The following is a 21,244-nucleotide window of genomic DNA, read 5'->3' as shown; positions in this document are numbered from 1 at the left end:
TGTCGTGTCTTCCACGCAAAAGTCATGGCTGACCGCGAGCGCGCACAGGCGCACCCGCTTGAGGTCAGGCGAACAGAAGGGCTGCGGGAAGCGCGGCGGGGGAGGCGCGGGGGTTGAGGGCAGGGCGCAAGTAGCGCGGCGGCGGTTGTGCCCAGCTGCGCACGACAATGGGCGAGGTGGCCCCGGACTGAGGCGGCAGGAACGCCCAGCCGGTGTGGGCAAGCGGCACTGCCAGGCCGAACGAGGAGCACACGGGGCAGTCGAGCTGAGCCATGTGCTGGTCGCCACCGGCGTTGTCCAGGTTGATGGCCGGGCCGTGGTCACTGCTGATCGAACAGAAACCACCCTCGAGGCCCGCCAGGCGCAGGCCACTCATCTGGCCGTGATGCAGGCCGCACAGCAATAGGCTGAACAGGACGCTGGCATAAAGCGTCCAGGCGGTCAGCGTGCGGGTCTGCCGGGTGGTTTTCATGGCGGCGAATCTATCACCCGAATGCGTGATCGGGTAGCCCTGGTGACGCAAAATGCTGGGGTGCAAAGCAGCCCGCTTGGCTCAGGCTGCGCGCTCCAGCACGTCCAGCAGGTCGGCAAACTCCAACGCCAGCTTGTGCCGCGGCGCCATGTGCACCAGCGGCACCGACGCCTGGTGTGATTCGCGCATCTTGATCGAGCTGCTCAGGTACACCGGCAGCACCGGAACCCCTTCACCGCGCAACTGATCGACCAGTGTCTGGTGCAGTGCCGTGCGCCCGGCGAACTGGTTGACGACCACGCCCTCCACCTGCAGCGCTGGGTTGTGGTCCTGGCGCAGCTCCTCCACTTCGGCCATGACGCTGTGCAGCGCATGGCGCGAGAAGCTGTCGCAGTCGAACGGGATCAACAGGCGTTCGGCGGCCACCAGGGCGCTGAAGGTGTAGAAGTTCAGGGCCGGCGGCGTGTCGATGTAGATCCGCTCGTAGTCTTCGGCCAATTCCACCAGCAGCTTGCGCAGCTTGTTGATCTTGAACTTGCTCTCCAGCTTGCTTTGCAGGTCGCTGAGGTCGGGGCTGGCGGTGATCAGGTGCAGGTTGCTGTAGCGGGTTTCGGTAATCGCCACACGGGGCTTCTTGCCGTGCGCGGTCACGGATGACAAGGTCTGGCGGAAGAAGTCGGCAATGCCCGAGGGGATGGCGTCATTGACCAGGCCGGTCAGGTAGTAGGTGGCATTGGCCTGTGGGTCGAGGTCGACGAGCAAGGTCCGATAGCCTTCAGCGGCACTGGCGGCAGCCAGGTTGCAGGCGATGCTCGACTTGCCGACGCCACCTTTCTGATTGAAAACCACACGACGCATGAGACGCTCATCCATGAAGAGTGAAAATGTCAGGTTGGGGTCAATCCTATGACTGAAACACGACAGTTTTATGACAAGGCTTGTAACAACTTTTGCGAAGGGCCTGGCAGTGAAGGTTTGCGCGGGTCTCAGGGCTGAACTCGCGCGACACACACACGATTGCGCCCATTCTGTTTGGCCGCGTACAGCGCCCGGTCCGCCTCGCTCAATGCATCGCCAGGCTCGCTGCCTGCGCCGCCCGGCCAATGCGCCACCCCCAGCGAGATCGTCACCGCGCCCACGGGTTCCACCGGCGTATCCTGCACCGTTACCCGTAGCCGTTCTGCCACTGCTGCCGCAACCGCCAGGCTTGCCCCCGGCAGCAGCATGAGAAACTCCTCGCCGCCGGTGCGGCAAAGCAGGTCGCCCTCTCGGCAACAGCGGCGCATCAGCTCGGCCAGCCGCTGCAGTACCTGATCGCCCACCTCATGCCCATGGCCGTCGTTTACCCGTTTGAAGTGGTCGATATCGAGCACGATGGCCGAAAAAGCCCGCCCTTCGGCTTCCAACAACGACAGGCTGAATTCCAGGTTGCGGCGGTTGCCCAGCCCGGTCAGTGGGTCGGTCTGGGCATCGCGGTTAAGCCGGCCGATGCGCTCTTGCAGCAGGTTGAGCCCGAACAGCAGCGCACGCTTGAGCTCAGCCGCCTCGAAGTACCAGGCCGGCACCCGATGCAGGCGCTCGGCGGTGCCTGAGCGGTCCATCGACCTGGCCCCGGCCGCCAATTGCCAGAGTGGCCGAGCGATGGTCATCGCCAGCCACCACAGCACCAGGCTGCCCACCAGCGCCAGCGGCGCCGAGGTGCCGATAACGTTGAGCACAAGGTGGCTCAAGGGCGCCACGGTCTGCGCCAGCGGTTGCTGCGCCACTACACCCCAGCCAGCGCTCGGCACCGTGGCAAACCCTGCCAGCATTTCCACGCCCTGGCTGTTGGTCAGCTGGCGGGTGCCGCTGTCCAGGGTCGCCAGTTGATCGATCAGCGGGTTGCCTTCCACCACCGTGCCCACTCGCTGGTTGTCCGGGTGATAGAGCAGGCGGCGGTTGCGGTCGACCACATAGAGGTACGAGCCGTCCTTGTAGAAGTGCTCGCCCAGCAGGCTGTTGAGGATGTTGCGCTCGCGCAGGTACAGGCTGCCACCGACGTAGCCCAGGTAACGCCCATTGGTATCGAAGATCGGCTGCGACAGTGCCACCACCAGGTTGTTGGCGGCGGACAGGTAGGGCGTCGACACCAGCGCCTTGCGCCCTTGCAAGGCCTCCTGAACCCCGGGCGACTGCACCTTGGTATTGAGGTAGTGGCGCAATGAGGCAGGGGAGATTGCCCGCAGGATCCCGTCGGCATCGACTACGAACGTCGAGTTGAAGGCCAGGCCCTGGTGCAGCACGCGGTCGGTCTCCGCCTGCAGCGCGGCGGCATCAGCCAACTGGTGGGCTTGTACGCCGGCACTGAACGACAACTGCTGCAAGGCACTGGCGATGAAGGTCTCGGTGATCGACGCCAGCTTCGCCGCGTACACCCGGTTGGCCTCCAGGGCGTGGTCGATCAGCAACTGACGCTGAACCCGGTAGCTGGCGAAATAACTGGCGCACAGCATCAGCAGCGCGGTGAGGGCACAGAGAATCAGAATGAGCGAGCGTAAATCCAGGCGCAATCCGTGCTTGGGGTGTGGCAATCCTGACCTCACTGGTACGAAAAGGGAGTAACCCTGCTGCTTGTAGGTGTAGTGCGTTATTGTCGCCGCGGCGGTGTGTTACGTCGATCAGGAACCTGCTTTTTCCAGTTCAGCCAGCTCATCTTCGACCTGCTGCATGCGCTGCTCGGCCAATGCCTGCACCTGGGTGTCGCGGGCGGTTTCGCGCATCAGCGCGGTCAGTTTTTCGCTCAGGCGCTTGCCGGCCTCTGTCTCTTCAAGTGCGCGGGCCTTGGCCGGGTCCTGCATGGCGTCGACGATGCTGGCGAATTCAGCGTCGCTGAAATTCTTTTCGCTGTAGAGCTTGAACAAATCCTGGCGCTGGTCTTCGACCGTCAGGTGTTTGCGCAGCACCTCACGGATGCGCGCCTCGGGCACCAGCGGGTGGGCTGGCGCCAGCAACGACGCCATACGGTCGATGTTGTGCTCATAGGCGTCCTGCAGCGGCAGCTTGGCCAGGATCTGCGCTTCGCGGGAGGGTTGCTGGTCGCAGGCGGCGAGGGCGGTGATCAGTAGCAGGGGCAGTAGCAACGTCTGGAGGCGGGGCATGGGGTGGCCTGGTTGGGCGGTCTAGGCCTGCGATTATACCGGGGTCTTGATCGCGATGAGCCCAGAATTTGCCAGGGGCGGCGCGCTGGGGTAGAACCTTTGCCCTCGACTCATTGCCTGTAGCCCACATGCCGAATTGGATCATCCAACCCGTCCCGCGTGACGCCATCGACGAGGTCGTCGTTTTTGTCGACAGCGCCCGCCGCGAACTTTTCCCGCAGCTTGCCAACGCACCGTTGCCCCCTGACTTGGCTCGCTTCGCCGAGACATACCTGGACGGCGAAGGCGTGTTTCTCGAAGCCCGCGATCAGGGCCGTTTGGTGGCCGTGATCGGCTATGTGCCCTATGACCATCGCTTCGCACAACTCGACTATCAGCGGGTGTGCGTGGTCGAGGTAGTGCGCTTGTTCGTGTTGCCCGCCTATCGACGCCATGGCCTCGCCGCCGCCTTGTTCGCCGCCTTGCGCGGTGCGGCTGAACAGGCGGGTGTCGAATGCCTGTACCTGCACACCCACCCGTTCCTGCCGGGCGCGATTGCCTTCTGGGAGCGCCAGGGGTTCGTGGTGATCGATGTGGAGCAGGACCCCGTCTGGCAGACCACCCATATGCAGCTGACGCTGGCATGACGTCGCCGTAATCGGTCAGAAACCCCCTACAGCTGTTGTTGTGAAGTGTTCAACGCGTTCATTTCCATAACGTACCTGCTTGCTTACCGTCTCCCTCAAGGCTTACCCAACGCCCCCAAGGGAGACTCACCGATGCCACACATGGCCCTGTACAAGCTCAAACTGCTGGACGAATTCGAAGACCGCAGAGACCCGTGGTCGTTCGGCCACTTCGAAAACAGGCTGATGGATTTGTGGCGGGGTGCCACGCGCCACGACGCCAAGGGCATCATCAATGCAGCGCACAAGGAAGGGCGTTGGCCCAATACGGTGAAGCGCTACCTGCTGACCAACTACAAGGCTTTCGGCAATGTCAGCGCTGAATTGGACCAGACGTTTATGGAAGTGCTTGCTGCGATGACCTCGCAGGAAAAAGCCGAATGGGGGCTGCAGCCGCCATCCGCGGCAGCGTCTTGAACCGGGGGGCTGCTGCGCAGCCCGTCACCGGCACGTTGGTGCGAAGCCTGGTCTCTGAACGATGATCAGAACCCGCCGCCCAGCGGCCACTCGACTGCCAGGCGGATCTGGTCACCATCCAGTTCCGCCTGCGCCGTGTTACCCCGGTGCGCGTTATGCCGTACCGAGAACGTGGTGCCCTTGGCCTTGCCACTCTGCACCACATAGCGCGCTTCCAGGTCGCGCTCCCAGTGCTTGCCACCCTTGCCATACCCCAGGTACGCGTAGCCGCCGGAGGGGTCGACATGCGTGCCATCGATATCGAACCCGCGCACGTACAGCGCCGTCAGGTTCAACCCGGGCACACCGTAGGCGCCCATGTTCAGGTCATAGCGCGCCTGCCATGACTTCTCGTTCGGTGCGTTGAAGTCCGACATCTGCACAGCGTTGGCGATATAGATCGCGCCCCGCGTCACATAGTCGAACGGTGTATTGCCGTCTACCTGCTGCCAGCCCAGGCTGAACCCGTGCGGCCCCTGGTTGTAACGCGACACCAGGCTCCAGGTGGTGTTGTCGATGCGCCCGGACAGCGCCTTGCCGGTGTCGGTGGTGCGGTACAGGTTGAGGTCCAGGCTCAAGCTGCGCCGGTCATCCAGTGCGTGGGTCAGGGTGCTGCCCAGGTAGTGCTGGTTCCAGCTGTCCTCGTAGCGCGAGGTATACAGGCTGCCGCTGAAGGCTGCGCCGGGGTTCCAGGCCACGCCGGCCAGATCGAAGGCATTGCCCTGGCGGCCATTGGAATAGTTCACCACGAACCCTTGATCGTGGCTTGAAGCGTTGCGATCCGCGTTTTCATTGAAGTGGCCGGCCACCAGCCGAAGCGTGTCGATCTCGTTGCTGGTGAGGAAAAACCCCGTCGCGGTCTCGGGCAGCAAGCGGCTGTCGGACGAACTGAATACCGGGGTTTTCACCCGCTGCTCGCCGTAGGACAGCACCGTGTTCGACACCCGCATCTTCAAGGCTGCGCCTGCTCGGCTGTATTCGTTTTTCGGGTGCCCGTCGTTGTCGATGCCCAGCAAGCGAGCCTTGCCGGCACGGCCACCGCCGCTGTCGAGCTGTACGCCCAGATAAGCGTGGGCATCGACACCGACGCCGATCAGGCCTTGGGTAAAGCCAGACTGCAAGGTGCCCATCAAACCGTAGGCCCATTCTTCAGCTTTGCCGCTACGTTCGTCGCGTGGCTTGTAGGCATTGCGCGCACTGCTGTTGCGCCCGCCATGCTTGTAGTCGCGCTGGTCGAACACGCTGCGGTTGAGGATGCTCCAGCTGGCGTCTTCTACCAAACCGTTGCTCTGGGACTGAGCGGAGTCAGCCAATGCGAGCGGGGAAAGCCCGAGCAGAGGCAGGGCCAGCAACAGCCGGCTCATTGCGCGGCCCCCAGCTTCTGCAGTTGCGCTTCGAAGCGGGTTTTCGCCCGTGCAGGCAGGCTGGCAGGCACTGTGGCCGGCGCCGCGTCACCCACCTGGATCACCATCACCATGCCCATCGCCAGGTGCGGAATGCACTGGATACCGTACATGCCGGGTACGTTGAAGGTGTGCTCGTAGGGCTGGTTGAGCTTGCTCTTGAACGCCTCAGCGCCCTGCGGCAGCAGCCCCGGCACACTGGCTGCGTTGTGCCCACTCATGGTCGGCACAAAGCGCACGGTATCGCCGGGTGCGATGCGCAAGTGGTCCGGCTCGTAGACCATCGCGCCCTGCGTACCGCGGTTGAGCATCTTCACTTCATGCACGTCTGCCAGCGCGGCAGGGGCAAACAGGGTGCTGGCGAGCAGCAGGGCGACAGGGCGCAACAGCATGGTGGCAACTTCCTGGTTCAGGGGGCGCGAAAACGCAGAATGCGTGCGCCGTCGAAGGGGTCGGTAAGGTAGTGGGCGTGTACGCCGAAGGTGCTCAGCAGGCGCTCTGGGGTGAGGACGTCGAGCGGCTTGCCGAGGGCGACAAGGCAGCCTTTGTCGAGCACCGCGAGGCGGTCGCAGGTCAGCGCCTGGTTGAGGTCATGCAGGGCCACCAGCGTGGTAACCGGCAGCCCCTGCACCTGTTGCAACAGGCTCAGCTGGTGCTGGATGTCCAGGTGGTTGGTCGGCTCGTCGAGCAACAGCACCTGGGGGCGTTGCGCCAGGGCGCGGGCAATGTGCACGCGTTGGCGTTCGCCACCTGAAAGCGAATGCCAAAGCCGCTTGCGCAGGTGCAGGGCATCCAGGTCGGCCAAGGCCTGTTCGACGATGGCGCGGTCTGCTTTGCTGAACGGCGCCAGGGCCGACAGCCAGGGCGTGCGGCCCAGGGCAACGGCGTCGAACACGCTGATGGCGTCAGCGGTATCCGCTTGCTGCTCGACCAGCGCCAGAGCCTGGGCAATGCGCCGGCGTGGCAGTTGCGTGAGCGGCTCGCCCAGCAGCTCGACACAGCCACTGTCAGGCTTGCGCAGGCCCGCCAGCAGTTTGAGCAAAGTCGACTTGCCCGAGCCGTTAGGGCCGACGATGCCCAGCGTTTCGCCGGGGATAACGGTTAGCTCGATGTGGCGTAGTACAGGGTTGCCGCCCAACTGCAGCCCTAAGCCCTGGCAGGCCAGGGGGGCAATCTTCACGTTGGCCATGACGGTCATGGGCGCCCCCTTCTGCTGACCAGAATCAGCGCGAACACTGGCGCGCCGATCAGCGCGGTCACCACGCCCACCGGGATCACCTGGCCTGGGATCAGCGTGCGCGACAAGATATCGGCGCTGATCAGGAACAGCGCGCCGCCCAGCGCACTGGCCGGCAGCAGGCGGCTATGCCCGGGCCCCAGCAGCAGGCGCAGGGCGTGGGGGATGACCAGCCCGACAAAACCGATGGCGCCGACGATGGACACCATCACCGCCGTCACCAGCGCGGCACAACTGATCAGCAACAACTGGGTGCGCCGCACCGGGATCCCCAGCGACGCGGCCGAGTCGGCGCCGAAGGTAAAGGCATCCAGCGCGCGGCGATGCCACAGGCACACCACCAGCCCGAACAGTGCCACGGGCAGGGCCAGCCACACGGACGGCCAGCGCACGCCACTGAGGTTGCCCAGCAGCCAGAACAGAATGCCGCGCGCCTGCTCGGCGGTGGCCGACTTGGTGATGAGGAACGCGGTCAGCGCAGTGAACAGTTGCGAGCCAGCGATGCCGGCGAGTATCACCTGGGCGTTGTTGCTGCTCGGCCCGGCGGCGCGTGCCAGCACCAGCACCAGCGCAAACGCCGCCAACGCGCCGATGAAGGCACCCCCGGACATGCTCAGGGCGACGCTGCCCAGCCCCAGCAGGCCGACCAGCACCGCGCCGGTCGAGGCACCGGCCGACAACCCCAACAGGTAGGGCTCGGCCAGCGGGTTGCGCAGCAGCGCCTGCAGGATCACGCCACACGTGGCCAGCCCGGCGCCACAGGCGGCGGCGACCAGCGTGCGGGTCAGGCGGTAGTTCCAGACGATACCGGCATCGATGGGGTCGACCGGGTAACCGGCCTGCCACAGGTGATTGGCCAGCACCTGGTAGACCACGTTCGGCGCCAGGTTGCTCTCGCCGATCGCGGTGCCGGCCACCAGCGCGACACACAGGGCTGCCAGGGCCAGGGCGCTGTAGGGCAACAAGCGGCTCATCACTGGGCTGCTTTACCGCTGGCGAACGCCGTCGACAGCGTCTGCAGGCCGCGGAACAGGCGGATGCCGGCCTGCATCGCATCGGCGTCGAGGACGATGATGCGGTCGTTCTTCACCGCGTCCATGTTGCGGGTAACCGGGTCGTTGCGCAGGAATTCGAGTTTTTTCTGGTAGTCGTCTGCCGGGAAGCGGCGGCGGTCCATGCGGGCGATGATCAACCAGGTCGGGTTGGCCTTGGCCAGGGTTTCCCAACCCACGGTCGGCCATTCTTCGGTGGACTCGACCACATTGCGCACCCCCAGCGTACGCAGCATGAAGTCAGCCACCCCTTGGCGGCCGGCGACGTAGGGGTCGATATCCAAGTCGGCGCTAGAGAACCAGAACAGCGCCGAGGTGTTCGACAAATCCTTGCCAGCCAAGTGCGCCTTGGCGCTGTCCAGGCGGCCCTTGAGGTCGGCGTTCAACGCGGCGCCGCGGTCTTGCACATCGAAGATTTCGGCCAGCTGGTTGACGCTCTTGTAGATGCTCTCGACCTGGAACGCCTGCAGGCGGGTGCCGTCGGCGCCCACCAGGTTGTCCTTGCCTTCGCAGTCCGACGGCAGCAGGTAGGTCGGGATCTTCAGCTCGTCGAACTGCTCGCGGGTGCCGACCACACCTTGTGCGCCGACCATCCATTCAAACTGTACGGCCACCAGTTGCGGACGCTTGCCGACCACCGCCTCGAAACTGGGGTCGTTGTCGGCCAGGCGCTCGACCTTGTCGTTCAGCGCCTTGTACTCGGGCAGCACGTTGTTGAACCACAGCGAGGTGCCGGCCAGTTTGTCGCCCAGCCCCAGTGCGTAGAGCATCTCGGTGCCGGCTTGGCCAATGGTCACTGCACGCTCGGGCGCGTGGCCGAAGGTCTGCGGCATGCCGCAGTTGTCGACCGTGAGCGGGTAGTGGGTGGCGGCAGCCTGGGCCAGGCTGGTGAGGCCGAGGCCGGCAATCAAAGCGGCAAGACGATGCAGCATGAGGGGACGATCTCCTATCGAAGGGTTCACGGAATGAACGCACGGACAGGCATCGCCGAGCCCCGTGCACACGGCAGGGGGCAGCACCCAGAAAAGGGTGGAGATGGCCATCCCGGACACCCCGCCGGTTGGTGTTTTTGCGCCGGCAGGTCTCCTGACTGGTGCGTCATGGCCCAGCTCCAGCCTTCCCGGACAATGTTATCCAGTGGCATCGATGGAGCAGGCTCGGCACCTACAGTTGCGGGGGCAGTTCCGTTTGGCCCGCGTTAGCGGGCTTGGGATTCCCTATTAATTCCGTGGTGGAAACCGGCGGCCGGCATGGTAGACCATCAGGCAGCCGGGTGAAAACGCTTTTCAGAAGTACTTGAGCCAGGTGATATCACGCCGACGCGCCTTCAGCCGGGCGAAGCTACGTACCGGCAGGTACAGCGACACGGCGAGCAAGGCGGCGCCCAGCCACACGGCGCCGATGCCGTCGAAGCCAAAGTAATCCCCCTGGTTGTGGCCGAACAGCGCGACGCAGGCCAGGTAAAGCAGCTTCAGCACATACAGGTGCAGCAGGTAGAAAAACATCGGTGCTGCACCGTAAACCGCCAGGGCGTTGATCCAGCGGGCCTGGCCGGCACGCTCGAAGGCGCGCAACAGCAGCAGGCCACAGCCCAGGGTGAGGGCCAGGAACAGCAAGGACGGCGGATACTTGGTGATGTTGAAGAAGCTCATCAGCGTTTGCGTCAACGTCGGGTACCCGCTCCAGGGTGCCTCGCCGTAGCCGTTGAGCATGCGCAGCACGACAAAACCAAGCAGTGCGATCACCCCGGCCAGCAGCAGGCGGTGCTGGCGTTGGCCTGCGTCGCTGCCACGGGCGAACCAGGGGCCAAGGCCGTAGCCCAAGGCGATGACGCCTATCCAGGGCAGCACGGGGTACGACGTGCGCAGGCGCAGGTGGTCGGAGAATGCCAGCCAGCCACGGTCGTGCAGGATTGCCCACGGCACGTGCAGGGCCGACTCAGCGCCGAAGTGCAGGCTGTCGAGCAGGTTGTGCCCGGCGACGATGATTGCACCCAGGGCGATCAGCGCTGCCCGTGGCAACCACACCAGCAGCGACAGGGCGATCATGCTCACGCCGATGGCCCAGATCACTTGCAGGTAGATCACGCTGGGGGGTAGTTGGAAGGTCCAGGCGAAGTTGACCAGGGTGAACTCAAGTGCCACGAGGAACAGCCCACGTTTGAACAGAAAGGCCGAGACATCGCTACGGCCCTGGTACTTCTCGCCATACAGCCAGGCCGAAAGGCCAGTCAACAGGACAAACACCGGCGCGCATAGGTGGGCCAGGGTACGGCTGAAGAACAACGACGGGTCGGTGACGTCGATGGCCATCGGGTCGCTGACCTGGCGGTGCAGAAAGAAGGTCTCGCGGACGTGGTCCAGGAGCATGAACAGGATGACCAGGCCGCGCAGGGCATCGATGCTCTGCAGGCGCTGGGTAAGCAGGGTGGGGGTGGCGCTGGCGCTAGTCATGGAAGGTCGCTGGTAGGAATGGGTGTCAAATGAAACGTTATCTTATAACTTAAATTGGGTGGCCAGCAATGGGGATTTGGAGGGGTGTATGGCGCTGCATAGCCCAAGGCATTCGCTCTCAATGAATTTTTTCGAACTTTCTCCAAAGCGTGTCTCTCGAACCGCTCGTTATCACTGTTTTCACGTCATGGAGACTTCACGCATGTCCGCTCGTCACCTGTTGCGTCACACTTGCCTGCTCGCCTTGATCGCTTCGCCTTTAGCCGCCACCGCCGCGCCCAGTACCGACCCGCTGTTCACCCTCGGCCTGCTGGGTGCCTATAACGACTTCAAATTCGAAGGCGGCAGCGAAACCGACAAGGAGCACTTGGGGCAGGGCGGTGTATTCGCCACCTTCGGCAACAAGATGACCGCCGAATCCGGCTTCATCTACCAGATCGGTGCCGAGGCCAAGTACGGCAAGAAGAATGACAACAAACTCAAGGAAGCCCAGGCCGATCTCGACCTCGGCTGGCGTGCGGCGCTGGACGCGCGCAACTTTGTCGATGTGACCGTGGGCGGCGGCTACAGCTGGTCGCGCTTCGAGCCCGAGATCAACGACCTGGACACTAAACTCACGGTCAAGTCGCCCTTCGCCAAGGCGGCCTTGGGTTACAACCACCAGTTCGATGCGTCGACCCTGCGCGTGGAGGTGGGCGCGCGCCACACCCTCGATGGCCGTGCGCGCCTGAAGGTGGATGATTTCGGCAGTGACACCGTGGACCTGAAGGACCGCACCAACCCCTATGCCGAGGTCACCTTGCTGATGAACCAGCAGGGCGGCATGCCGGTACAGGCGGGGGTGTACTACACGCGCACCGAGTACAAGCTGGATGGCGATTCGCCCGTGGCGGACAACACCAAACTCAAGCGTGATGAGTTTGGCTTCAAGGTCGGCTTGGCGTTCTAAGCAGCGATTTGCCAACACCGCGGTTTGTGTAGGAGCAGCCTTGCGCTGCGAAGGGGCCAGTTCAGGCGATGACCAGCATGATGCAGGCGCTGGCCTCTTCGCAGCGCAAGGCTGCTCCTACCGTCGGCTAACGCCCCCGGCGGCGCGACACGCGAGCCTCGATGTTCTTGCGCCCGATCAGCAGTGGCGGTTTTTCCACCACTGGCTCATCCGCCAGCCACTTGTACATCACCAGGCAATCCACCAAGCCCAGCCGGGCATGCCGGAAAGCCTTGGGCAGGCGGCCGACCGTTTCGAAACCGAGCTTGTGCCACAGCGCCACGGCCACTTCGTTGCTGGCCACGACCGAATTGAACTGCAGCGCCAGAAACCCCTCCTGGCGCGCCAGCTTTTGCGAATGCTCGCACATCATCCGGGCCACACCACGGCCACGCGCGGCCTCGCAGACCATGTAACCGCAGTTGCCTACATGGGCCCCGGGGCCGGCAGCATTGGCTTTGAGGTAGTAGGAACCCAACAGCTCACCGTCGTCCTCTGCTACCCAGGTGCGAAGGGGCATCTCCAGCCACAACTGGCGGGCCTGGTCGAAGTTCAGGGCAGGGTCGAAGGCGTAGGTTTCACGGGCCTGGACAATGGCCTGGAAGGTGGGCCAGAAACGCTCGAAGTCCTCGGGCGTCATGGGGCGGATGTGGATCATGGTGGTTCCTGCAATGGCTGGACCGCCAAGTCTGGGTGGCGCGGCGCCGTCGCGCAAGGGCGGCGACGCCACGCGGGGTCAGCCGTTGGCCTTGCCCACTGCGTCCATGGCGCGTGCCGAGTACACCAATGCGGCGCCGGCGTTCATCGCCACCGCTACGCCAAGGGCTTCGGCAATCTCTTCGCGGCTGGCGCCGTGTTTCACTGCCTGCTGCGAATGCACGGCGATGCAGCCGTCACAACGGGTGGTCACGGCCACCGCGAGGGAGATCAGTTCGCGGGTCTTGGCGTCCAGGTGGTTGGTCTTGGCGCCCGCACCGCTGGCGGTCATGTAGCCGGCCACGGTGTCGGGAGACAGCTGCTTGAGATCGCCGATGCCGGCCATCAACTGCTTACGGTAGGCGTCCCAGTCCATCATGCTCATCGTCTTCACCTTGGGGTGGTTGCGAGTGGAGCTTTCAGGCTAGTCGAAAAAGGCGAGGGCATCTGCTGCCTGTACCGACGGCACAGGCAGCGCTGAATCAGATGTAGATGAACACCAGCACCAGTGCAGCCACCACCGCCCATTTTTCCAGGTAGTAGCGCATGCGATTGCGCTTTTTCAGCGCCTTGCCGCGTTCGCGGATCTTGTAGATGCGGGTGAATAGCCGGTTGATGCCACCGGTCTTGTCGTTGGCATCATTGGGCGCGGCGGCCGCCGCCATCACGTTGCGGCTGAACCAGCGGTTGAACGCCGTTGCCCAGCGGTACTTGAGCGGGCGCTCGACATCGCAGAACAGGATGATGCGGTTGTGGTCGGTGGTGTTGGCCGCGTAATGGATGTAGGTTTCGTCGAAGATCACGCCCTCACCGTCGCGCCACGAGTACTTCTCGCCGTCCACGTCGATATAGCAACCGTCATCGTTCGGCGTGTCCAGGCCTAGGTGGTAGCGGTAGGAGCCAGCGTACGGGTCGCGGTGGCGCACCAGCTTGGCGCCCGGTGGCAAGGTGGCGAACATTGCAGCCTTGACCGTGCCGATGCCTTGCAGCAGTTCGGTGGTGCGTGGGCACAGGGTCATGGCCGAAGGGTGGCTTTCGCCGTACCACTTCAAATAGAAGCGCTTCCAACCGGTCTTGAAGAATGAGTTGAAACCGACGTCATCGTAATTCTCGGATTTCTTGATTTCACCGACGTGGAGCAACTGCTGCGCCTCGGCACGGATTTCCTGCCAGTGGTCCTGCAGCGGTTGCAGTTCGGGGAAGGCCTCGACCGGCAAGTAGGGCTTGGCCGGGTGCTTGGAAAACAGGTAGAGGAAACTGTTGACCGGGGCCAGGAAGCTGGAGTGGTCGCCCAGCTGACGAGTCAGCTTGTGGCGAACGCGACCGCGTAGGTGAACATAGGCGATCGACAGAACAAAGAGGAGTACGAGTGCAATTTTCATGGACGTTTACTTGTCGAAAAATGGCCATGCGCCATGGCATAAGCTGGCCAGCATAAACAATCATGGGAGCAGTTTGTACTTATTGTTACGTGACTACCGCGCGACTTAGGTGTAATGGCCTAGCGCTTGCGCAAACGTTTCATGTCAAGGAGATCACATGGTTCAGGACGTTCGCCCCAGTGGCGCCCCCTTCAAACGGCTGTTTTTCGCTTTGCCGGTCAGCGATGCCCAGCGCCGTGCTCTGGCCCAGTGGCGGCGTGGCTTGAACCTGCGCACTGGCAAGCCGGTACCCGCCGACAACTTCCATGTGACGCTGCTGTTTCTCGGTGATGTAGACACCGCCTTGCTGCCCTCGATCTGCGCTGCGGTCGATGCGCTCAAGCGCCCGGCTGCGGCGCCGCGCCTGTTGCTCGACCGTTTGCAGGTGTGGCCGCGCGCCAGTGCGCTGGTGCTTGAGCCGCAGCAAACGCCGCCGGCCTTGCTGCAACTGGTGTATGGCCTGCAGCAGGCGCTGCTGCCATTGGGAGTGGAGGCGGCGAGCCGTGAGTACCGCCCGCACCTGACCTTGTCCAGGGACTACCGCGGCCAGCCGCCGGAGGCCGCCACGGCACCGGAGTTCTTCCTGGCCGCGCGGCACTTCGCCCTGTATGAATCGCGCAAGGGTGTGTACTGGCCGCTTGCGCAATGGCCGTTGACCGAGTGATGCGTGCTGCGTTTTAAAACTCAGGCGTGTACTTGACCGTCAACATGAAGTTGCGGGGCTCGCCGTAGTTGTTGCTGCCATTGAGCTGGTTGAAGCCGGCAACCCAGTACTTCTTGTCGAACAGGTTGTTGGCGTTGACTGCAAGGTTCACTTCCGGCGTCAGCTGATACGCCAGGCGCGCGCTCCACACGGTGTAGCCAGGCACGGTGTAGGTGCGTTCGTAGCCCAAGGTGTGGCTTTGGCTGGTGAAGCCCAGGCCGGTGCTCCAGCGTTGGCCGTCCAGTGGCAGGGTGTAGTCGGCCCAGGCGCGCAACATGTGCTTGGGCGTCCACTGGCTGAACACGCGGCCTTCTTCGTCCGGGTCGTCGAGGAACTTGGTGGTGTTGTAGGTGTAGCCAGCAAACAGCTGCAGGCCGCTGAGCACTTCGCCGCTGATCTCGGCCTCGATGCCCTGGCTACGCACCTTGCCCGCCGCAGTGGAGCAGTACCAGTCATCACAGGCAAAGCCCGAAGCCACGTCGGTCACCGCACGGTTTTCCTGGTCGTAGCGGAACACCGCCAGCGAGGCGTTGACCCGGCCGTCCAGCAATTCGCCCTTAAGGCCCGTTTCGTAGTTGCTGCCGATCACAGGCTTGAGTGGCACGTTGTTGACGGCCCGCTCGGTCTGCGGCACGAACACGTCGGTGTAGCTGGCGTACCAGGCCCATTCGCGGGTCAGGTCGTAGACGAAGCCGGCATACGGGGTGACTTCGCCCGACTCGGTCATGCGGCTGGTGGGGGGGCGGCTGCCGGGGTCGGTGCGGCTGTTGAAGTCGATCGAGTCCCAGCTGTAGTCGAACCAGCTGACCCGCGAGCCGAGGATCAGGGTCAGGTCATCGGTCGGCTTGACCCGCCACACGCCGTATAGGCCTTTTTGGCGGATGTCATAGCTGGCCTTGTTGGAGCGCGCGAGTTTGCCGTCGAACACACTGTCACGGCTAGGCTCGGGGCGGTTGTGGTCGATGTCGAAGAGGGTGTCGCCAGACGCGGCGAAGTTGCGCCAATAGGCATCGTCCGACGTCAGCTTGGAGTAGTTGCCGCCGACGGTGATTTCATGGGCCAGCGGCCCGGTGTTGAAGTGGCCCACCACGTTCATGTCCAGGCCCAGCTTGGTGTTGTGGAAGTCGGTGAGCCAGTCGGCATAGGTGATGCCGCTGCCGTCCGGCGCCACGCCCTGGCCGGTGGACTGCACGCGCTGGTGCGTGGAAGTGTTGACTTCGTCCATGCGCACGGCGGCGGCCTTGAACGCCCAGTCGTCGTTGAAGCGGTGCTCAAGGTCCGCGTAGTAGGTGGTCACGTCGGTTTCGGCACGGTTCCAATGGGCGCCGGTGAAGGTCGAGCGGGGCAGGTCGACCGGCTTGCCGTCGGTGTAGCGGGGGATGCCACGCAGCATTGGCCGCGACTGCTGGCGGTTGTAGCTGATGCCGGCACCTACGGTGGTGGCGTCGTTCAGGTCAATGTCCAGCGCGCCATACAGGGAGTGGGACTTGCTCCATTGGTAGTCGATGAAGCTGTCGCTCTGGTCCTCGTCGGCCACCATCCGGCCGCGCACGCGACCGTCGGCGGTCAGCGGGCCGCCAGCGTCCAGTTGCAGGCCGTAGTGGTCCCAGGAGCCAGCCTTGCCGGTGACGGTGACGGTCGGGGTGGCCTGCCCGCGTTTGCGCACCAGGTTGATCGCGCCGCCGGGGCTGCCGGTGCCTTGCAGCAAGCCCGAGGCGCCGCGCAGGACCTCGATGCGGTCGAAGAACACCAGGTCCTGGGTCGCCCAGTTGCCCAGCGAATAGTTGTTACGCGGGATAGGCACGCCGTCGTACTGCCAGTCGTCGATCTGGAACCCGCGCGATGTCACCACCACGCCTGGGCCGATGCCTTGCGCGCCGACGATCCCGGTGGTGTGGTTGAGCGCCTCCTGCAGGTCGGTGATGCCTTGGTCATCCAGCTGTTTACGGGTAATCACCGTCACCGATTGTGGGATTTCCTTGAGGGTGTGCGTGCCTTTGCCAAGGGTCACCGCGCGGGCGGCGTACGAGCCGCTGCCTTCGCTGGTGGCATCCAGGTAATTGTCGGTGATGCTGGTACTGCCAAGCTCCAGCACGTCGCTCTCTGGGGTTGCCGGGGCGACGCTGAAGTGGCCGCTGCTGGTCAGCCGCAATTGCAGGCCGCTGCCGACCAGCGCGGTTTGCATGGCTTGCTCGGCACTCATCTGGCCTACGACTGCCGGCGCCTGCTTGCCGCGTACCAGCTGGGGTTCGAGCGCGATGATGTAGCCGCTCTGGCTGGCAATCCGGTTAAGGGTGGTGGCCAGGCTGGCAGGCGGCAGGTCGAACGCCAGGGTCTGCACCTGGGCATGGGCATTGAGGCTGCTCAGGGCAACGACGAGGGGCAAGGCGCGGGGCCAGAGGTTGAGCACAGAATTCTCCCGAATGAAGTGACTTGTCAGGAGATAGGTGGGACGAGAAACGAAAACCGGACACGCCCGCGAATGATTTTCACAAATATTTGCATTAGCCTTGGCTGGGGCCGATCAACGTTACCCAGGGTCCGAACGGTTCGACCTTGATCGGCAGGGCTTCCGCCAGGGCAGCCAGCGCCTCCTGCGGCTGGTCGAGCGGGAACACGCCTTGCACGCGCATCCCGCGCACCGCCGGGGCCAGCCGTATGTAGCCGCGCTGGTAGGGGCGCAGGGCATCGATGACCGCGTGCAGGGGTTCGTCGAGCACTTCCAGGCGCCCAGACAGCCAGGCGCAGCGTTGTTGCTGCTCGCCGCCCAGTTGCTGGATGCCATCGCTGCGCAGCAGGGCTGCCTGCCCCTGTTGCACGTCTTGCCAGCGGCCATCGCGCAGGCTGGCGCGCACGCTGTGCTCCAGCACCACGACGCGGGTAGCGGCTTGCTCTTGGCTTACCAGAAAGCGGGTGCCCAGCGCCTGCACTTGCCCTTGGGGCGTGCGCACGCGCAGGGGCCGCTGAGGGTCGGCCGCAACCTGAATCACTATTTCGCCACGGCGCAGTATCAGCAGGCGTTGGCTGGCATCGAACTGCAGGTCGACGGCACTGGCGCTGTTGAGGCTCAGGCGGCTGCCGTCTGCCAGGGTAAAACTGCGCCGCTCGCCGCTGGCGGTGTGCAGGTCAGCCAGCCAGTTTTGCGCGCTGTCGCTGCGCCAACCGCTCCACAAGGCGCCTGCGACGACACCCATGCCTGCCAACGCGCCCAGCACTTCGCGGCGAGAGTGGGTGGGCGTGAGCAGCAGTTGGCGGGCTTCGGCGGCTTGTCCTGGGGCACGTTGGTCCAGCGCGTGCAGCGCCGCAAACGGGCTGCCCAGGCGTTGTTGCAAGCGGTCCCAGGCGCGTTGGTGTGCGGGGTCCTGGCGCAGCCAGTGCGCCAGGCGTTGCAGCAGCGCCTGGTCAGGCGTGCCGGCCTTGAGTGCGACCATCCAGTCGATGGCCTGCTCGCTGATTGGGTCCAGGTGTGTTGCGCTCATGCGTGCACCTCGCACAGGTAGCACTGGCGCAGGGCCTGCTTCATGTGGCGGCTGACGGTGCGTTCGCTGATCTGCAAACGGGCGGCGATGTCGACGTAGCTCATGCCGTCGAGCTGGCTGTAGAGGAAGGCAGCCTTGACCATGGCGGGCAAGCCGTCCAGCACCTTGTCGATGGTCACCAGTGCCTCGATCAGCAGCAGTTGCTCTTCGGCAGAAGGGGCGATGGGTTCAGGCAGCAGCGCCAAGCGCTCGAGGTACGCCTGCTCGAGTTGGCGACGGCGGTACCGATCGAAGATCAGCCGACGGGCGATGGTCGAGAGGTAGGCACGCGGTTGCTCGATGCTGTCCGGGTCGACGCGTGCGCCCAGCATCTGGCAGAACGCCTCGGCTGCCGTGTCCTCGGCATCGGCGCGATTACGCAGGCGTTTGAAGACATGTTGGAGCAGCCAGCGGTGATGGTCGCTGAAGAAGAAGCCCAGCTTGCGGGTCGATGTGCTGTCCAACGCCTGGTATCCAGTTGTGAGTGCGAATCTTTCTCAATATTAGCTGGGTCGGTTGGTGGGTAGCAATGGGGGGGGTGAGATGTTGGGTGTGTATGGCTGGGGTTTGATGGTGTGGCGGAAACCGAGCGCCGCCCGCGCGGCGCATCGCGAGCAACGCTCGCTCCTACGTCTGTTTCGGGCCAGTAAAGCCTGTGATAGTTGCGCGCGACCGCCTTGTTTGATCTATCCGATATCGTGTCAGGCACCAGGGGACCGCGCGCCTATGCCCCAGAAATAATTGGCCCGAAACAGACGTAGGAGCGAGCGTTGCTCGCGATGCGCCGCGCGGGCGGCGCTCGGTTTCTGCCACACCACAACGCCCCAGCCAGACACCTAGCGGCCACCACCAATCAAACCGGCAAACTCTGGTACGCCACTTCATCCCCCGGGCTGCGGTCAAACTGGCGTTTGTACTCGCGGCTGAACTGCGAGGTGCTCTGGTAGCCCACCCGGTGCGCCGTCTGCGCCACTCCCAGGCCCTCGCCGATCAGCATCTGCTGCGCCTTGAGCAGCCGCAGGCGCTTGAGGTATTGCATGGGGGCCATGTCGGTGCAGCGTTTGAAATGCTCATGGAAGGTCGACACGCTCATGTTGGCGCGTGCCGCCAGCGCCTCGACGCTCAAGGGTTCGGTGTAGTGTTCACGCAAGTGGGCGAGGGCGGCGCCGATGCGGGCGAAATGCCCCTGCTGTTCGACCAACGCCCGCAACACGCCGGCTTGCGGGCCGCGTAGCGCGGTATAGAGCACTTCGCGCACCCGCGCCGGGCCGAGTACCTTGGCATCCAGCGGGTCTTGCAGGCAGCTCAGCAGCCGTTCGACGCTCTCGCGCATGGGCGCATCCAGCGCTGCAGACGTCATGGACTGCGGGGTCTGGGCCTGGACGGCGGCATCCGGTGCCAGGTCCATGCTTTGCACCAGTTCACCGAGCACGCTGCGGTCAATGTCCACAGCCACGCCCAACAGCGGCGCCTCGCGGGTGGCGAAGGTTTCGCACATGAACGGCACCGACAACGCCTGCACCAAGTAGTGGCCCGCACCGTACTCCAGGGTGCGCGGCCCCAGCCGCGCGAGTTTGCTGCCCTGGGCCAGGATCATCAGGCTTGGCTCGTAGATTTGCGGGCTGCTGGCGACATAGTGGTCCCAGCTCAGCACCTGCACTTGGGGCAGGTGAGTGGGCACGAAACCCGGGCGCGTGGCGAGGCGGCGGATCAGCGCGCAGAGGGGGGCGTTAGCGTCGACATGGCGGGTGAGCTGCATGGTGAACCTGGGCAGAGAATCAGACAGTTGCATCATCGCAGATTGAAGGTCTAGCGTCAGATGCTTGCGGGCAAATCCGGATAATCAGGCATGCATGCCGGAGAATCTGCGGTGGGCGAGGGGAGGCAGGGCGCGCAAAATGCGCCGCCTGAATCGTTTCACTTCTTTGCGAGGTCCCGCATGTACACCGCCATCGGTTATGCCGCCCAAACCCCGACCAGCCCTCTGGCTCCCATGACCTTCGAACGCCGCAGCCCGCGCCCGGACGATGTTGCCATCGAGATTCTCTACTGCGGTGTGTGCCACTCCGACATCCACCAGGCACGCAACGAATGGGGCATCGCCGTGTACCCGTTGATGCCGGGCCACGAGATCATTGGCCGGGTCACCGCGGTGGGCGACAAGGTGTCCGCGCACAAGGTCGGCGACCTGGTAGGCGTCGGTTGCATGGTCGATTCCTGCCGCCACTGTGAGGCGTGCGCCAAGGAACTGGAGCAATACTGCCTGGAAGGCCCGACCATGACCTACGCCACCCCTGACCGGGTCGATGGCAGCAACACCATGGGTGGCTATTCCAGCAGCATCGTCGTCAGCGAGCACTTTGTGGTGCGTATCCCTGCCGGCATGGACCTGCCAAGCGCCGCGCCGATCTTGTGCGCCGGTATCACCACCTATTCGCCGCTCAAGCACCACGGCGTTGGCCCTGGCCACAAGGTAGGCATCCTGGGCATGGGCGGCCTCGGCCACATGGGTATCAAACTGGCCAAGGCGCTGGGCGCGGAAGTGACCTTGTTCACCCGTTCGCCAGCCAAGGCCGAGGAAGCGCGCCGCCAGGGTGCCGACCATGTGATCGTGTCCACCGATGACGAGCAGATGCGCGCCGCGGCAGGTCGCTTCGACTTCCTGCTCGACACCATTCCGGTGCAGCACGACCTCAATCCGTACCTGGAAACCCTCACCTTCGATGGTGTGCATATTCTGGTCGGCCTGATCGAACCGATTGAACCGGCGCTGCACGCGGCCAACCTGGTGCTCAAGCGTCGGGTACTGGCCGGCTCGCTGATCGGCGGCATCGCCGAGACTCAGGAAGTGCTGGATTTCTGTGCGGAGCACGACATCCGTTGCGATATCGAAATGCTCGATATTCGTAATATCAACCAGGCTTACGAGCGGATGATTGCTGGGGATGTGAAGTACCGCTTTGTGATCGACATGGCGACATTGCAGGGTTGATCCTGGCGTTAATCTGCACCGGGCTTTTCGCGGGCTTGCCCGCGAAGAAGC

General features: G+C 64.0%; 22 protein-coding genes and 1 riboswitch. Of the genes, 5 read left to right on the top strand and 17 right to left on the bottom strand.

Annotation, left to right across the window (positions count from 1 at the left end):
* Positions 1 to 64: 64 nt before the first annotated feature.
* The 4 genes from HU764_RS16525 to HU764_RS16510 form a co-directional block, all read right to left on the bottom strand.
* Positions 65 to 472: a DUF2946 family protein gene (locus tag HU764_RS16525; protein WP_085273260.1), complete on the bottom strand. Its 408-nt coding sequence runs from the start codon at positions 470 to 472 to the stop codon at positions 65 to 67.
* Positions 473 to 553: 81 nt separating this feature from the next.
* A complete protein-coding gene (locus HU764_RS16520; RefSeq protein WP_085273261.1) occupies positions 554 to 1,330 on the bottom strand; it encodes a ParA family protein in 777 nt (258 codons plus the stop codon).
* A gap of 128 nt (positions 1,331 to 1,458) precedes the next feature.
* Positions 1,459 to 3,042, bottom strand: a complete 1,584-nt coding sequence (locus HU764_RS16515; protein WP_085273262.1) for a sensor domain-containing diguanylate cyclase — start codon at positions 3,040 to 3,042, stop codon at positions 1,459 to 1,461.
* A gap of 87 nt (positions 3,043 to 3,129) precedes the next feature.
* Positions 3,130 to 3,609 (bottom strand): hypothetical protein, encoded by a 480-nt coding sequence (locus HU764_RS16510; RefSeq protein ID WP_186703346.1) that lies wholly within the window; start codon positions 3,607 to 3,609, stop codon positions 3,130 to 3,132.
* A 128-nt stretch (positions 3,610 to 3,737) separates the two neighbouring features.
* Between HU764_RS16510 and HU764_RS16505 the strand changes: the two genes are divergently transcribed.
* Together HU764_RS16505 and HU764_RS16500 are read left to right on the top strand one after the other, a co-directional pair.
* The gene (locus tag HU764_RS16505) at positions 3,738 to 4,235 is read left to right on the top strand and encodes a GNAT family N-acetyltransferase (protein ID WP_186703345.1); all 498 of its coding nucleotides are present in this window, start codon (positions 3,738 to 3,740) and stop codon (positions 4,233 to 4,235) included.
* A gap of 141 nt (positions 4,236 to 4,376) precedes the next feature.
* The gene (locus tag HU764_RS16500) at positions 4,377 to 4,691 is read left to right on the top strand and encodes a hypothetical protein (RefSeq protein WP_225935665.1); all 315 of its coding nucleotides are present in this window, start codon (positions 4,377 to 4,379) and stop codon (positions 4,689 to 4,691) included.
* A gap of 65 nt (positions 4,692 to 4,756) precedes the next feature.
* Here HU764_RS16500 and HU764_RS16495 read toward each other — a convergent pair whose 3' ends face one another.
* The 6 genes from HU764_RS16495 to HU764_RS16470 form a co-directional block, all read right to left on the bottom strand.
* Positions 4,757 to 6,094, bottom strand: coding sequence for an OprD family porin (locus HU764_RS16495; RefSeq protein WP_186703344.1), 1,338 nt, complete (start codon positions 6,092 to 6,094; stop codon positions 4,757 to 4,759).
* Entirely contained in the window at positions 6,091 to 6,525 is a 435-nt protein-coding gene (locus tag HU764_RS16490; RefSeq protein ID WP_186703343.1) for a pseudoazurin, read from the bottom strand. The genes HU764_RS16495 and HU764_RS16490 overlap by 4 nt, the downstream gene beginning before the upstream one ends.
* A 17-nt stretch (positions 6,526 to 6,542) precedes the next feature.
* Entirely contained in the window at positions 6,543 to 7,322 is a 780-nt protein-coding gene (locus tag HU764_RS16485; protein ID WP_420876204.1) for an ABC transporter ATP-binding protein, read from the bottom strand.
* A gap of 5 nt (positions 7,323 to 7,327) precedes the next feature.
* A complete protein-coding gene (locus tag HU764_RS16480) occupies positions 7,328 to 8,344 on the bottom strand; it encodes a FecCD family ABC transporter permease (protein ID WP_099453544.1) in 1,017 nt (338 codons plus the stop codon).
* A complete protein-coding gene (locus HU764_RS16475; RefSeq protein WP_186703342.1) occupies positions 8,344 to 9,354 on the bottom strand; it encodes an ABC transporter substrate-binding protein in 1,011 nt (336 codons plus the stop codon). The genes HU764_RS16480 and HU764_RS16475 overlap by 1 nt, the downstream gene beginning before the upstream one ends.
* Before the next feature lie 127 nt (positions 9,355 to 9,481).
* Positions 9,482 to 9,680: riboswitch (cobalamin riboswitch) on the bottom strand.
* A 28-nt stretch (positions 9,681 to 9,708) separates the two neighbouring features.
* Complete coding sequence (locus tag HU764_RS16470; RefSeq protein ID WP_186678765.1) at positions 9,709 to 10,875, bottom strand: acetyltransferase domain-containing protein; 1,167 nt, start codon at positions 10,873 to 10,875, stop codon at positions 9,709 to 9,711.
* A gap of 202 nt (positions 10,876 to 11,077) precedes the next feature.
* On the opposite strand from HU764_RS16470, the gene HU764_RS16465 reads away from it, so the two are divergent.
* A complete protein-coding gene (locus HU764_RS16465) occupies positions 11,078 to 11,824 on the top strand; it encodes an outer membrane beta-barrel protein (RefSeq protein ID WP_099453547.1) in 747 nt (248 codons plus the stop codon).
* A gap of 127 nt (positions 11,825 to 11,951) precedes the next feature.
* On the opposite strand, the gene HU764_RS16460 is transcribed toward HU764_RS16465, so the two are convergent.
* From HU764_RS16460 to lpxO, 3 genes are all read right to left on the bottom strand, one after another.
* On the bottom strand, positions 11,952 to 12,521 hold the full coding sequence (locus HU764_RS16460; protein ID WP_027593832.1) for a GNAT family N-acetyltransferase: 570 nt from the start codon (positions 12,519 to 12,521) through the stop codon (positions 11,952 to 11,954).
* 78 nt (positions 12,522 to 12,599) lie between these two features.
* Entirely contained in the window at positions 12,600 to 12,944 is a 345-nt protein-coding gene (locus tag HU764_RS16455) for a carboxymuconolactone decarboxylase family protein (RefSeq protein WP_013973174.1), read from the bottom strand.
* 97 nt (positions 12,945 to 13,041) lie between these two features.
* Complete coding sequence (gene lpxO, locus HU764_RS16450; RefSeq protein WP_027593830.1) at positions 13,042 to 13,941, bottom strand: lipid A hydroxylase LpxO; 900 nt, start codon at positions 13,939 to 13,941, stop codon at positions 13,042 to 13,044.
* Positions 13,942 to 14,098: 157 nt separating this feature from the next.
* On the opposite strand from lpxO, the gene thpR reads away from it, so the two are divergent.
* A complete protein-coding gene (gene thpR, locus HU764_RS16445) occupies positions 14,099 to 14,644 on the top strand; it encodes an RNA 2',3'-cyclic phosphodiesterase (protein ID WP_085273273.1) in 546 nt (181 codons plus the stop codon).
* Between the two features lie 13 nt (positions 14,645 to 14,657).
* Here the strand turns inward: thpR and HU764_RS16440 are convergent, their stop codons facing one another.
* The 4 genes from HU764_RS16440 to HU764_RS16425 form a co-directional block, all read right to left on the bottom strand.
* On the bottom strand, positions 14,658 to 17,093 hold the full coding sequence (locus HU764_RS16440) for a TonB-dependent siderophore receptor (protein ID WP_186703341.1): 2,436 nt from the start codon (positions 17,091 to 17,093) through the stop codon (positions 14,658 to 14,660).
* Positions 17,094 to 17,187: 94 nt separating this feature from the next.
* Positions 17,188 to 18,162: a FecR family protein gene (locus HU764_RS16435; RefSeq protein ID WP_186703340.1), complete on the bottom strand. Its 975-nt coding sequence runs from the start codon at positions 18,160 to 18,162 to the stop codon at positions 17,188 to 17,190.
* Positions 18,159 to 18,665 (bottom strand): sigma-70 family RNA polymerase sigma factor, encoded by a 507-nt coding sequence (locus tag HU764_RS16430; protein ID WP_027593826.1) that lies wholly within the window; start codon positions 18,663 to 18,665, stop codon positions 18,159 to 18,161. The genes HU764_RS16435 and HU764_RS16430 overlap by 4 nt, the downstream gene beginning before the upstream one ends.
* Before the next feature lie 389 nt (positions 18,666 to 19,054).
* Positions 19,055 to 19,960, bottom strand: a complete 906-nt coding sequence (locus HU764_RS16425) for an AraC family transcriptional regulator (protein WP_085273275.1) — start codon at positions 19,958 to 19,960, stop codon at positions 19,055 to 19,057.
* A 180-nt stretch (positions 19,961 to 20,140) separates the two neighbouring features.
* Between HU764_RS16425 and calA the strand changes: the two genes are divergently transcribed.
* Positions 20,141 to 21,193 (top strand): vanillin reductase, encoded by a 1,053-nt coding sequence (gene calA / locus HU764_RS16420; RefSeq protein WP_186703339.1) that lies wholly within the window; start codon positions 20,141 to 20,143, stop codon positions 21,191 to 21,193.
* Positions 21,194 to 21,244: the final 51 nt, after the last annotated feature.

The organism is Pseudomonas kermanshahensis (assembly GCF_014269205.2).
Taxonomy (GTDB): Bacteria; Pseudomonadota; Gammaproteobacteria; order Pseudomonadales; family Pseudomonadaceae; genus Aquipseudomonas; species Aquipseudomonas kermanshahensis.
The sequence above is the reverse complement of the archived record's forward strand: the minus strand, read 5'-3'. Positions and strand labels throughout refer to the sequence as shown.

Excerpts from the sequence above, each read along its gene's own strand:
- HU764_RS16485 (WP_420876204.1), bottom strand. The coding sequence starts at position 7,322 with ATGGCCAACGTGAAGATTGCCCCCCTGGCCTGCCAGGGCTTAGGGCTG.
- HU764_RS16520 (WP_085273261.1), bottom strand. The coding sequence starts at position 1,330 with ATGCGTCGTGTGGTTTTCAATCAGAAAGGTGGCGTCGGCAAGTCGAGC.
- HU764_RS16525 (WP_085273260.1), bottom strand. The coding sequence starts at position 472 with ATGAAAACCACCCGGCAGACCCGCACGCTGACCGCCTGGACGCTTTAT.
- lpxO (WP_027593830.1), bottom strand. The coding sequence starts at position 13,941 with ATGAAAATTGCACTCGTACTCCTCTTTGTTCTGTCGATCGCCTATGTT.
- HU764_RS16480 (WP_099453544.1), bottom strand. The coding sequence starts at position 8,344 with ATGAGCCGCTTGTTGCCCTACAGCGCCCTGGCCCTGGCAGCCCTGTGT.
- HU764_RS16470 (WP_186678765.1), bottom strand. The coding sequence starts at position 10,875 with ATGACTAGCGCCAGCGCCACCCCCACCCTGCTTACCCAGCGCCTGCAG.
- HU764_RS16505 (WP_186703345.1), top strand. The coding sequence starts at position 3,738 with ATGCCGAATTGGATCATCCAACCCGTCCCGCGTGACGCCATCGACGAG.
- HU764_RS16475 (WP_186703342.1), bottom strand. The coding sequence starts at position 9,354 with ATGCTGCATCGTCTTGCCGCTTTGATTGCCGGCCTCGGCCTCACCAGC.
- HU764_RS16495 (WP_186703344.1), bottom strand. The coding sequence starts at position 6,094 with ATGAGCCGGCTGTTGCTGGCCCTGCCTCTGCTCGGGCTTTCCCCGCTC.
- calA (WP_186703339.1), top strand. The coding sequence starts at position 20,141 with ATGTACACCGCCATCGGTTATGCCGCCCAAACCCCGACCAGCCCTCTG.
- HU764_RS16435 (WP_186703340.1), bottom strand. The coding sequence starts at position 18,162 with ATGAGCGCAACACACCTGGACCCAATCAGCGAGCAGGCCATCGACTGG.
- HU764_RS16460 (WP_027593832.1), bottom strand. The coding sequence starts at position 12,521 with ATGATCCACATCCGCCCCATGACGCCCGAGGACTTCGAGCGTTTCTGG.
- HU764_RS16490 (WP_186703343.1), bottom strand. The coding sequence starts at position 6,525 with ATGCTGTTGCGCCCTGTCGCCCTGCTGCTCGCCAGCACCCTGTTTGCC.
- HU764_RS16500 (WP_225935665.1), top strand. The coding sequence starts at position 4,377 with ATGGCCCTGTACAAGCTCAAACTGCTGGACGAATTCGAAGACCGCAGA.
- HU764_RS16510 (WP_186703346.1), bottom strand. The coding sequence starts at position 3,609 with ATGCCCCGCCTCCAGACGTTGCTACTGCCCCTGCTACTGATCACCGCC.
- HU764_RS16425 (WP_085273275.1), bottom strand. The coding sequence starts at position 19,960 with ATGCAGCTCACCCGCCATGTCGACGCTAACGCCCCCCTCTGCGCGCTG.
- thpR (WP_085273273.1), top strand. The coding sequence starts at position 14,099 with ATGGTTCAGGACGTTCGCCCCAGTGGCGCCCCCTTCAAACGGCTGTTT.
- HU764_RS16455 (WP_013973174.1), bottom strand. The coding sequence starts at position 12,944 with ATGAGCATGATGGACTGGGACGCCTACCGTAAGCAGTTGATGGCCGGC.
- HU764_RS16465 (WP_099453547.1), top strand. The coding sequence starts at position 11,078 with ATGTCCGCTCGTCACCTGTTGCGTCACACTTGCCTGCTCGCCTTGATC.